Below are 12,341 nucleotides of genomic sequence, written 5' to 3'. Positions count from 1 at the left end.
ATACTTTCATTATGTGGAGTAGAAGTATTGAATAATCAAAATTTTAATCGAAAATTTCTTGTCATCCCTATACCAGAAGAAGATGAATTCATTCTGAGTTTTTTAAACCGTATAAAAATAGCTAATGCTTACCCTTCACTAAATTCTGTCATAAAAACAATTTTTAAAAAAAAGATAAGTATTATCAATATAGTTAAGGGGAATTTTGATAAGTCAGTTTTTTACGAATTTACAGACTTAGTAGAAGATGAGATAAATAAATTGTGTATAACTAACAATAATAATTTTTATATAGTTAGTTGTCTCTTGATTTGTCCATATTGTATTAAGCAGCAAAGTTATGTATCTCTTAATGGATACAGAAAAAATGTGATATGTCCTACACACTCAATTCCATATATAACTAGATGTCCACACTGTAATGAACTGTTAGATTGGGATGCCGAAAAAATTGAAATTTGTAGATTCTGCAAGACTTCTGTTTATTCAAATATTAGTGATTATATTTTGGAATATGGTGATAAAATAACCCATAGTGATATTTTTATAATTTATAATGATTTTTTAAATTTGAAAGGTTTGTCACCTAGCAGGAGTGAGCAGTATAGTTTAAATAATTTGTATAAAGGATTAAGAAAGTCTATTGATTTTTTAACACAACCCGATTATTTTATTATAAAAGAGTTTAGAGGATTGTTTATAAGGACTGACATTCGATTCCCTAATTATAAAACAGTTAGATATGAATTTTTCTTGTTAGTATTTAAAGTAATTGGATTTATTAATAGCACTTCTTCAGTTGGGCTGAAGATTAGAGAGAGTCTTTCAAACATTGTGGGATTTGAGTTGGTTGATAATATTACTAATAATTATGATAAAGAGTTTTATAATTTTTTGAGTTATTACAATGAAAATTTTGGTCAAAGGAGAGTTGATTTAAATGTAAAAAAAATATTGAACACGAGTGATGATGTTTCAGAACTTATAATTAACAAGTATTTTGAAAAATACAATAAAAACAACATTATTAAATTAGAGGATTTTATTCATTTTTGCAAAAGTTTATCTAAAAATATAAGCTTTGAAGATATTAATGATGATTTTATTTATCTTCATGATTTTTTCCCTAGCAAACAATTAGAATTGCTTGATAAAATATTTTATGGCCCTACTTTTCTGTATAATTTTAATTATAAAGAAGTTTTGATGGGAGTTAAAATTAAAAAAGTAGATTTAAACTTAGTTGAAAAAAACTTTTAGATTTCATGCTTATACATTACCTAAAACAAAAATATCTGATTGATTTTACAGGTTTTTAATTTAAGGTTATTTTCCAACCACTCGAAATATCAACGTTTATTTTCACGACTCATTAACTAAATATGGAGCAGTACGGCTATCTTGATTTTCTGTTATTTGTTTTGGTGTTCCTGCCACAACAATATTCCCACCAGCATTTCCAGCACTTGGTCCCACATCAATCACCCAATCTGCTTGTGCAACGGCACGCATATAATGCTCAATCATAACCACGGTATTACCCGCATCGACTAATCGCTTGAACTAACAATCGATCTAAATCTGATGGATGCAAACCTGTAGTTGGATCATCAAGTATATACAGTGTATTTCCACGTTGATTGCATTGCAGCTCGGTAGCCAATTTAATACGTTGCGCTTCTCCACCAGATAGTTCATCGCTGGTTGCCCTAAACGTAAATAACCAAGGCCAATTTCCTTTAATAATTGTAGTGAACGAGCAATCGAGATCTCTCCATCAAAAAAATCACGTGCTTCATTGACTGTCATTCCTAATACTTCAGCAATATTACGTCCATTCCAGCGAATTTTCAGAGTATCATCATAATATCGTGCACCATGACATGTCGGAAAAGAGGCATATACACTTGGCATAAACAATAATTCTACACTGACAAAGCCTTTCACCTTCACAAGTTTCATATTGCCCTTTAGCCACATTAAACGAAAAACGTCCAGCATCATAATGATGCTTGGAGAGCTTCAAAAGTCCCAACAAATAACTTTCTTACATAATTAAATAAACCCGTATAAGTTGCCATACGGCCAATTGGTTTTTGATCAACCTGTACAAGAAGCTGTATAGCCTACACATCACCAGCTAAAGGATTATCTTCATTATTGTTTTCAGTTTCAGATTCATTGCCTAAATATGAAAGTACTAACTCAGGTAAAGCTTGAGAAACGAGACTAGATTTACCTGAACCTGAAATACCTGTAACTGCTGTAAGTAGACCAAGAGGTATACGAGCATCAATATTATGCAGGTTAAGCCCATCCTTAATCTTTCAAAAAATCACATAGGGTTATAAATCTAATTTAATCGAGTACTAAAAGAAAGGTCTAGATTTTAAGACACCAAATCAAATGGCATAAAGCCTTTACAAGTTGGCTGCCTAGAATCTACCATGTGAAAGGTCCTATTATTTCAGCACACATCAATACCTGTAAGGTCTCCTCTTTTAGCGGATTATTATATTTTAAACTCCAAACCTAGGCTTTTAATCCTTCGCTTAATTTCCTCTGGAAGATCATTTGGTGTTATTAATTTTTCTTCTTTCTCAATATGCATATAAGAAACATTAGGAGTTGAAACTTTACTTTTTCCTGAAAGATCTACACTTTGAAAGCTTGGCTTGATATTTGGAGCCTGTCCAGGCAATATAAGTCCATTTAACATAGGGAAGATTGGAATTTGAATTTTATCTTGATTTAAATACTTGTCTTTCTTGTTAAATGGAATAACAAACTGAAACATATAATTGGAAAATGCAATTATACATATCATGTAGGGAAATTTCCCTTTATCTCCGGTTCGTTTATATATCTGCAACCATAACTTGCGAAAAGGATTTATTCCGGGGACCATTGTTATATTTAAAGTTAAAGTTTTTGAGTCAAATTTTGCCGGTTCTTCGTTGTACCTAATCCAACGAAAACATTCGTTAAAACCTTTTAGTGCATATGCGGGCATCGCAGATAATGCTATTTTGACGAGGCACTTGTATACATTAATTGGTACGTAAGTTGTGGATGATGAACTGATCATTACAGTTTTATGATCCAATGGTTTTAGAATTTCAGATTCTTCAGAATGAATGATGACAATATCGCCATTTATGGCTTCAATGCGATCTCCACCAGATGATTTTGTGTTTGGCACTCCTTTTTTTCCACTTATCTGGCTCGTAGTGCGTGAGACGCCTAGAAAATTGGCTAAGTTATTTTCAAGATGCTTATCAAAATACGAGTTGCAAATATCACATTCGTCATTCGAAAAAAGAAATTTATTACCTAGAAGTTCAGGTATGGCGTGCGCAATCTTTTTAAAAGTTACCGCGGGGGCACTTTTCCCACAGTACCTGCATTTACCCTTTTCCCCTAGATATATTCTTTTGTCTAAAATCAGATTAACTTCTGATTTGTAATTTTCAGAAAAAATCAAATTACCCCTCCCGCAAGGAAATACAACTAAGATTAGTTATCATTCTGGGCCAGCAATTTAACTTCCCCACAACGAAACATCTCCCGTAAGCGTTATAAAACAGAGCAAACTATTGCCCCATATATGATTTCAAGACCAGTGTGATTAACACGAGAGACTTGACATCGACTGTTTCTTTTTCAATCTCATTCCATAAATCATCAGAGATGTATAAATCAGGATCTCTTCTAGAAATTTATAGCGACTTTGTTGAATAAAAAACTCACAACCATATGAATTTAAAACAATAATTAAAAATTATTATTTATATGTAATAAATCCATCATATTTAGTAAAGTATAAATTAAGTCACAGTAAGATCAATTATTTTCCAACCTTTTTGTTCAGCCAAAGAAAGGTGCTGGTTAATGTTATTTTTATGCACGGCTAAGCAAACAAAATGCCTAGGACGAGTCATAGCGACATAGATTTGTTTCATAAACTTAATTGTTTGTGGTTTTGGTTTTGGAGGTTGTTGATGTACAAGGTAAGTAAATATATTTGAAATATCATGTAACCCTCCAAATGTGGTTTCAACTACCAGAGTCGCAGCATGTGTTTCACCTTTAATGCTGTGTATAGTTGCAACTTCCATTTCTATATTTTTGTTATTAATTTCAATAGAAATTTTATTTTGTTCACAATTTTCATTATTGCTTTGTGTAGATGGGGGGTGTCCATCGTAGCTAAGATACTCAGGGATTTTTAATAAACCATTTAAATTAAAAATTTGGAGTATTTGCGAAATTGAGCTATCCCAAAATTCTTGATTTAAATTTTCTTTTCTTAAAATGGATATAAATAATTTATTAAAATCTTTTAATTTTGATTCTTTTTTTAGGTATTTTTTAACACTATTAACTCCGAATTCTTGTACTTCAGTATCTATAAGAATTTTTTTATTATTAATTTTTGCATAGTAACATATTCCTTCTAATACGGATTTGTAAATATCTTTAGAATGCCAATTTTGATTGATATTATCTCTTTTAAAACAATAAATAATTTTTTCAGGTCTATAATTTGATGATGAATTACATTTATTGAATTCTGGAAAGTAATTAACCAAAGATATATTGGTATCATTTTTAGCTCCTATAGCACCTACAATTTTAATAGGATCTGTTTTGAAGTCTGTTAACTGATTAGAGCATAGATTTGCGAAAGCATTAATAGCTTTATGTTGACTTGCACTATCTATTAAAAAAATAGTATTTTGAAAATTTGATGTAATAGCTGATGTTAAGCTTAACCTATTACAACTTAATCCAGAAGACAAATTGGCTATAGTCTGGTTAAACCTATTAGAGTCAGTAATATTATGATGATTCCTACAATTGTAAGATGTATTTAAAGGTTCATTACTACTTTCGAAAATACTTTGATCAGGATCCCCGAATCGTTGAAGATTAGAGTCCTGATTAAATATCATACTCAAGATATCATCTTGATATTTATAGGTGTCTTGCATTTCATCTATAAATACAATAGGGAATCTTTTTCTTATAGATAAGACTGTTCCTGCATTCTCATACATATTCGCACTTGCGAATTCAAACATTTCTCTATAGAAAAATAAACCTTTGCCTATTAATGATTTTTTTGCATTCACTAGGTTCGTATAGGATAAAGAATCAGATTTTCTTATAAATCCAGGAACATTTAAACTTAATTTATTATTTATAAATTTATATTGAAGATCGGAAATCTGTGCATAACGTCTATCTAGATAAGTTGTAGTACCTCGGGTTATTTGAAATGATAAAATTTTTGTACAAACTTCATCATCGACTTGATTTACGGATATATTATTCTGACGGCAATATGGTATAGCCAGATATCTATTTATAAACTCTTGGATGGTTCCAATAAAGTGTGGGTAGGATAAAATTGTTCTACCATGTTCATGTTTTTTAAGCCGAGCAATAATTTCTTCTTTAGCAACATTAGTATGACTAATTACACAAATACCTTTATATGGACTATTCCATTTTTTTGCTAATAAAATAAGTTTGGCAGCAATTAATGTTGTCTTTCCTCCGCCAGGGCATGCTTGGACATCAATAAAATTTTTTAAAGCTTCTCTTCTACTACTATCAAATTGAAGGGACATTTCTATTTCTAGTAAATTAATATCATCATCAGAAATATTAAACATGATTATCTCCAGTTGCAGTTGCAGTTGCAGTTGCAGTTGCAGTTGCAGTTGCAGTTAATTCTGGAAAAGGCTCTGTTACATATGCAATTGCTTCTACGATATATGATGGAAGAGCTGCTCGGAGTTCTGAGCTTCTATCTTTATATTCTCTTTTTAATATATCGACTAGCTTGTATGTTGCCTCTGTTTTTCCTGAACCTTTATTTTCAATCATGCCATATATTTTAATTGCTTTTGCTTCGATATCCTCAGGTAATGATGAAAATACAGAGTCAGTATCTGATTTTATTGATTCATAAACTGACTCAGCTAATCCATACTTACAAAGGCAATATTCAAAAGTCCAATCATTAGATACAAATGTTCTAACATTATCACCATCTATTTCTCGTTTCTTTTGAAGGTGGATATCTATTTTATCCTGTGTATCATAATAATCTTTCCAATACCTTAAATTTCCTTTTGCTCCAGTAGCTGTATTAGGAAGTTTTTTCTTCTTAAATCCGATTGGGTTATCATCTCTTGCTTCTGCGTTCATTGGCCAAATATCTAGATCTGTAATACACGCGACTTTGATTGGAAGTATTGAAGTTGTATTATTTCTACGATAAATCCTCGCGTAACGTTTATAGGCGAGATTACCTACATTCACTAAGGAAACACCATAATTTTCTAGAGGCCGATCTAGTAGTTCTGCGATAGTAGGTAAAAGAATGTTCTCTCCATCACCTTCAACGATTAAAACGCCTTTAGCAAAAAACATATTCGCTTTACTAACATCTAAAAATTTTTCTAAAAAAGGATAGTCTTCAGAATTGAGTAATGTGCATTCTTTTCGTAAAGGAAATGCCTTTCCATTATTCATGATAATTAGATTCTCTAAATGTGCTTTAGAAGCAAAGTGAGGACTGTGAGTCGATAATATGCATTGTAGATTTTGTTGATCTTCAGTTAAATATTTGAGGAACTTCATCTGAAGTTGTGGATGCAAATGTGCTTCTGGTTCTTCTATGAGAAGTAATGGAAATTCATCAGAATTCTGTGATAGCAGCATAAGTTCTGTTGCCATGAATAGTAAGTTGCTATATCCAAGACCATGAGATCTACCTGTATGATCTAGACCTAATGATAATCTTTCTAAAATTATTCGGAAAAGAGCATGCCTTTCTGTTTCATTGAGGTCATCGAATGCCTTACTACCTATCATATTTAAAGATGGGTTGAATTTTTTATCTTGAAATGTGATTTTATCTAAAAGAGATTGAATTTCGCCTCTTGTATTTAGAACTGCGCCATCCTCTTTTATTGCTTGATTTGCAGAAATCATGGTCCGAATTAGTCGCTCAACATTCGTATCATTTCCACCTAATGTTTTATGGTTTGCTAAAATTTGAGATAAACGAGATGCACGACCTGCTGATAATTCTCCTTCAACATCACGTAAAGGTTTTAAATACGTCGTGGAAAGATACATGCGAGCTGCTTTGTCTATTGTAGGTCCTTCAGCATTTTGTCCAGAATTAATATCTGTTTGAATAAATTGCCCAACTTTATTGGTTAATTGTTTGATAGATGCGGTTAGGTTTACGTATAAAAATGCTTCAGATCGGTGCTGTGTATTTTGGATATATGTGATGTGCTCTGGGAATATGCTTTGGTCATCAATACTAAGATCTGCAAATTTCAATTGAATATTGAGAGTATTTTTCCCATCATGGAAATCAGTAAGTGTAAATTTTGTCCACTCTGATGAGTTTGTATCTAGCACAAGTCTGATCGCATCAATAAGAGCCGTTTTGCCAGAGTCATTTTCACCTATTAGAAGGTTTAGCCCCTTATTGAACTCAAGTTCAAAATTTTGAAAAATACGAAAATTATTTATTTTTATGGTTTGTAAGTACATGCTTTACTCTAGATGTTAATTAAATATGGAATTTATATCATATTTTCTTCCTGAAAGACTAAAAGGTTAAGTAAATAAAACTTTAGATTGAGTTATTCATTGGATTTTATTGGTATAAAGAAGACAGTATTTTGCGTGATATGATGTGAATCAAGGATTTTAGAGCATGACTATAAGTGATCATCAACTCCCCCTTAAGCATGAGAAATGTTTGCTTTTTGGAGACTCAAAGTTAACGTCGTAACCACGTAGCAGAATTCAAAACTAAAGTTACTCTAGTTGATAAAGCTCATAAACTTTCTATACTTAACATGCTCTTGGAAGAATGTTACAAAATCTTGGTTTACGCAGCAAAAATATATTTATGCTGTATTGATTTTTATCTAAAAAGAAATTATGAGATCAATCTATGAAAAGTGTAAAAAAATCATCTATTAAGCTCTTCCCACTTTTTTAAGAGCACTGACTCTTCTTCGTCAACAGTTTTTTCTCCATTTAATATTCTTCTTAGTCTTGAATTTGAATTTTTTCTACATGCATTGACTACCTCCTCTGGAAATGCTTGTCTAGCATTCGATTGCGCAATTAACCATGCACTTCTAATTTTTTTTTGTTCAAGAGTTAAGTTTTCAAATTTACATTTTGCTTGATATAGCCAATCTTTTACATGATTGGATTGTTCTTGCGGTAAAAGCTTTATGGCTTTCTCAAGTAGTTCATAGACACGATGTTTATCGGTATCTTCTGGCATATAATCATCAAAATCATGTAATGAAATATATCTAAATAGTTTACTGCCATTTAGTTCTATAGCCAAAAATGCTTCTGCAATAATTTTATCAGCAATTGCTCTAGCATGTGTGGCAGCATAGACTGTCGGTGAAAAAGTTGGAACTCCCATTGTCTGTAAGATTTCACTAGCTTCAAAGACTCCCTCTTCACCTAAATATACATTTGTATCAAATAAAGCAATTTTCCCCTTTCCCATGATATGAAAGGAACTTAAATTAGAATCAGGATGCCATGTCTCTTTTACATGCCAATCACCTGTTAAAAATTCATAGTCATTGATATTTAAAGCTCTTGTACCACTTATGTATAGTTGCTTTGAGAATTGTATTTTTGCTAATTCTTCATAGAGCATGTCGTTTCACCATTTATGGTTTATATATTTAAAAACATACAGATATATCCAACTTATTCCAAGGAATTTTCATTCTCACTTGTTAATTTACTTATATTAATATCTAATCCACTTGGCCTGTAGATATTTAAAAGTATTTTTTGTTGTAAATTCTCTAACTTATTTTCAAGTTCTTTTTAGTTAGTAATACAATCAACGTAAGCTGTTTCATAGCCCGAAATTCGAGAATCTATAGCATTCTCTAAGTTTGCTAATTTTATACTATTATCTAAAAGCTGTTGAATTGAACCTAATTGCAGGAGCTCAGGTCTTATGGCATCTATCTGCTACTTGGTTAGAATCAATTCATAAACGGAACTACCTTTTCATTCTTGTTTAAGAAGCTCGGGGTTACATTTGGCTCAAGAGGGACATGTGTCAAATGGATCAACTGTACACTTTGAACCAGATAACTTGTTAATACATTTGGTCAAGAATTGAGGTTTTAGTACACGAATTTGGCCATGTGCTTGATTGCTATTTAGTGATAAGAAATAACTTACATGTAGACTTCTTCTCATTCCATTTTAAAAATTCACAAATTGGATTAATGCATTGAACTTCTAGTGCATGGAACTGAAAAAGAGCCTCAGAGCTGGAATATGAGTATTAATGTTTACCATACAGGCTGAGAGAAATTTTTATTTAAATAGCTGGAAAATAAAAAATAAATCTGGATAATATAATTTCCAATTTAAAAAGAATAGTGATCTTGATGTCTGAAATTTTTAAGCGTTCGATTAATCATTTGATCACAGATGATTATTCTAAAGAAGTTATTGAAAGCTATTTGAAATCTGTAGAAGAACTTTTTAAAGCGGATTATCTAAATTCAGACAAATCATTAGGGGTTTTACCTATACTTTGGAAAAGGAAAGATGCTCTAGCAACAAATGAGCTATTTGCCTTGGGAAAGGCCATTCACTCTCTAAAAGCAATGAATGGGGACAGTATCAATGAATGGCTAGATTCAACTGCAAAAACTGTTAAGAAACAAGCTAAATTTCATGGAAAATCAGAAGGTTTCCTTCGTGAAATCATATACTGTGGGTCATTATTTGGAACTATAGGAGAAATAATTCCTGCAAAAAAGGCTCAACAAGCTTACGATGTGGAAATCAGAACTCCAAATGTTGAATTTGTTGTTTCTTTAAAAAAATTTGGAAAGTCGGATAAACATAAAGAATTTGAAAACTACTGCCAGAAGTTGGCAGATATATTAAAATTAAAAGCAGCAGCTCATAAGAAAAATATTTCTCTAACTATTCAAATAAATACTTCATTTAATGAAGCTTTATTTAAAAGCTTATATAGAGCCATAGAAAATTCATCAAAGCCAGAAAATATTAATTACTATAGAGGAGGTGAGCTGATGATGCATTCAACGACTCTGACTGCAGCAGGTGTGAGTCCTAACAGTGGATCTTGGCAATTAAATCTGATGGGTCCTGAAAACAAGAATGAGCAAACTAGATTTGTTAAAAATATTGTTAAAGAGATAACAAATATTAAAAAAACTCTTGATAATTCACCAGCACATGAAAATGCTTTAAGAATGTTATATGTGAATGTGAATGAAAATTGTGATATGGATTTAGTCGAAAATCTTCTACAGGAACATTATAAACCTCTTGATTTATCTGATGACCTTGGCGTTGATATAGTTGTACTTCACAAGTCTGCAGTCTGCCATGGTGAAATTGCCGAGAAGTTTAGTAAAGAAATTCTGCATGATATTCGCGTCTTAAACATTAAAACTGATATCACTATATCAAATAGGCTTTTGAGATATGTACAAAATGGTGCAAATGCGGTTATTGCACCACTTCACTTGGATGGATTGGTTGGTTCAATTGCTAAAATACCCTTTCCTATAATAAAACAAGGAAATTTAGAATTAGATCTAAAGGGGTTCTATAACTTTCAAAAGGGTGTGTACAAATTTGATATGATTAAAGGAAAAGATGGCTATTCAATAGAAATGTCATCAGTTGGTCCTAGAGGTATTATTTATGAAGCAATTTTTCCAAAAGAATATTCAAATGATAAAAAGAGTTACGGGATCACCAGTAAGTTAATGTCTGAACATGATGATTTATTAATTATCTAATTTTATTAAAAAGCACTTCATTGGAGTGCTTTTTTGATAAAGACACAATTTTTCATCAACTCAATAGGGTAACCATTCATTGTATTTAACTCATTTATTAAAGAAAAATAAGTTACAGTCAATTTTTGAATAACTAAATATTATCTCAGGTCTGAGCTAGCAAGTATATATTAATTAGATTAATTCTAGTGCTTAATACTATTTAGCTCATACCATTTTTCAAGAGATCTAATCTTCTTCTACAATATTTTTTTTCACCATCTAGTATTCTTTTTAGTCTTGAATTTGAATTTTTCTACATGCATTGACTACTTCTTCTGGAAATGCTTGTCGAGCATTCGATTGAGCAATGAGCCATGCACTACAGATTTTCTTTTGTTCAAGAGTTAAGTCTCCAAACTTACACTTTGCTTGATATAACCATTCTTTTACATGATCGGATTGTACTTATGATAAAAGCTTTATGACTTTCTCAAGTAGTACATAGACACGTTGTTTATCAGCATCTTTGGTATATAGCTATCAAAATCATGCAATGAAATATATCAAAATAGTTTTACTGCCATTAGTTCTATGGTCAAAAATGCTTCTGCAATAATTTCATCAGTAATTGCTCTAGCATATGTGGCAGCATATACTATAGGTGAAAAAGTTGGAACTCCTATTGTCTGTAAGATTTCACTAGCTTCAAAGCGCCCCTCTTCACCTATATATAAACTTGTATCTAATAAAGCAATTTTATCTTTTCCTATGATATGAAAGGAACTTAATTCGGAGTCAGAATACCATTTCTCTTTTACATGCTAATCATCTGTTAAAAACTCATAGTCATTGATATTCAAAGCTCTCATACCACTATTATATTTGTGCTAGAGAGCTACTGCTTAGTATGAACTATTTATTTTATGTACTAACATTCCGTTTTTTAAATTTATAAGTGACTGATCTATCAATTTTTTTTGTCAGCTCAGGGTTGCGTCCAGACAATTTTTTAATTAAGACGGGAGGGCTATTAGGAGCCTTGCTCCATATTGCATCATTCTCCACATAAAGTACTGTGTTGATACGTGCATTCACAATAAAACTTTTACAAAGTTCCCTAGCTGCTGCGGTAGCTATATCACTTTCATCCTCTAAGCTGTTAATTTTCATATCTAAAACCTTATTTTGATTAAATTTGGTTAAGCTGACGAATAACATAATAGCTATTTTAGCCCAATGTCATATAAAAATAGTGAATTAAATAAAAATCTTTTTGGATAAAAATAGTTTTGAAGAATATATGAGGGCTTAATTGATTTTTGAAATATTTACTTCAAGCAATTGAATACATTGAGTATAAAAATGACAACTTATGTGTCGTTGACTGCTGACATTCTTTGTCATTTAAAGCATTAAGTTATTGATTATTAGATTGCAGAAATGACAACTTATATGTCGCATGACGTGTTTCTTACCACAACT

General features: G+C 31.4%; 7 protein-coding genes and 1 pseudogene. 2 read left to right on the top strand and 6 right to left on the bottom strand.

Annotated features, from left to right (window positions below; genetic code table 11):
• Window positions 1-27: 27 nt before the first annotated feature.
• Window positions 28-1,260 (top strand): hypothetical protein, encoded by a 1,233-nt coding sequence (locus NDN11_RS09305; protein WP_251109436.1) that lies wholly within the window; start codon window positions 28-30, stop codon window positions 1,258-1,260.
• 102 nt (window positions 1,261-1,362) lie between these two features.
• On the opposite strand, the pseudogene NDN11_RS09300 reads toward NDN11_RS09305, so the two are convergent.
• The 5 genes and pseudogenes from NDN11_RS09300 to NDN11_RS09280 all read right to left on the bottom strand — a co-directional run.
• Window positions 1,363-2,309, bottom strand: a pseudogene (locus NDN11_RS09300) (excinuclease ABC subunit A); the annotation flags it as partial.
• A 203-nt stretch (window positions 2,310-2,512) separates the two neighbouring features.
• On the bottom strand, window positions 2,513-3,484 hold the full coding sequence (locus tag NDN11_RS09295) for an HNH endonuclease (protein ID WP_251109435.1): 972 nt from the start codon (window positions 3,482-3,484) through the stop codon (window positions 2,513-2,515).
• A gap of 343 nt (window positions 3,485-3,827) precedes the next feature.
• A complete protein-coding gene (locus NDN11_RS09290; protein WP_251109434.1) occupies window positions 3,828-5,681 on the bottom strand; it encodes a UvrD-helicase domain-containing protein in 1,854 nt (617 codons plus the stop codon).
• The gene (locus NDN11_RS09285) at window positions 5,674-7,584 is read right to left on the bottom strand and encodes an ATP-dependent nuclease (RefSeq protein ID WP_251109433.1); all 1,911 of its coding nucleotides are present in this window, start codon (window positions 7,582-7,584) and stop codon (window positions 5,674-5,676) included. The genes NDN11_RS09290 and NDN11_RS09285 overlap by 8 nt, the downstream gene beginning before the upstream one ends.
• Window positions 7,585-8,011: 427 nt before the next feature.
• Complete coding sequence (locus tag NDN11_RS09280) at window positions 8,012-8,728, bottom strand: hypothetical protein (protein ID WP_251109432.1); 717 nt, start codon at window positions 8,726-8,728, stop codon at window positions 8,012-8,014.
• A gap of 754 nt (window positions 8,729-9,482) precedes the next feature.
• Here NDN11_RS09280 and NDN11_RS09275 point away from each other — a divergent pair.
• Window positions 9,483-10,877 carry a hypothetical protein gene (locus tag NDN11_RS09275; protein ID WP_251109431.1) on the top strand — a complete coding sequence of 465 codons (1,395 nt, stop codon included), beginning with the start codon at window positions 9,483-9,485 and terminating at the stop codon, window positions 10,875-10,877.
• A gap of 903 nt (window positions 10,878-11,780) precedes the next feature.
• Here NDN11_RS09275 and NDN11_RS09270 read toward each other — a convergent pair.
• Window positions 11,781-12,029 carry a hypothetical protein gene (locus NDN11_RS09270; RefSeq protein ID WP_251109430.1) on the bottom strand — a complete coding sequence of 83 codons (249 nt, stop codon included), beginning with the start codon at window positions 12,027-12,029 and terminating at the stop codon, window positions 11,781-11,783.
• Window positions 12,030-12,341 lie beyond the last annotated feature (312 nt).

The sequence above is a fragment of the Acinetobacter sp. C26M genome (assembly GCF_023702675.1).
In the GTDB taxonomy this organism is placed as follows: Bacteria; Pseudomonadota; Gammaproteobacteria; order Pseudomonadales; family Moraxellaceae; genus Acinetobacter.
Note: the sequence above shows the minus strand (reverse complement) of the source record. Positions and strands in the feature narration are given on the sequence as shown.

What these genes read in the sequence shown, in the direction of transcription:
- NDN11_RS09270 (WP_251109430.1), bottom strand. Translation starts at nt 12,029, where the DNA reads ATGAAAATTAACAGCTTAGAGGATGAAAGTGATATAGCTACCGCAGCA.
- NDN11_RS09275 (WP_251109431.1), top strand. Translation starts at nt 9,483, where the DNA reads ATGTCTGAAATTTTTAAGCGTTCGATTAATCATTTGATCACAGATGAT.
- NDN11_RS09285 (WP_251109433.1), bottom strand. Translation starts at nt 7,584, where the DNA reads ATGTACTTACAAACCATAAAAATAAATAATTTTCGTATTTTTCAAAAT.
- NDN11_RS09280 (WP_251109432.1), bottom strand. Translation starts at nt 8,728, where the DNA reads ATGCTCTATGAAGAATTAGCAAAAATACAATTCTCAAAGCAACTATAC.
- NDN11_RS09290 (WP_251109434.1), bottom strand. Translation starts at nt 5,681, where the DNA reads ATGTTTAATATTTCTGATGATGATATTAATTTACTAGAAATAGAAATG.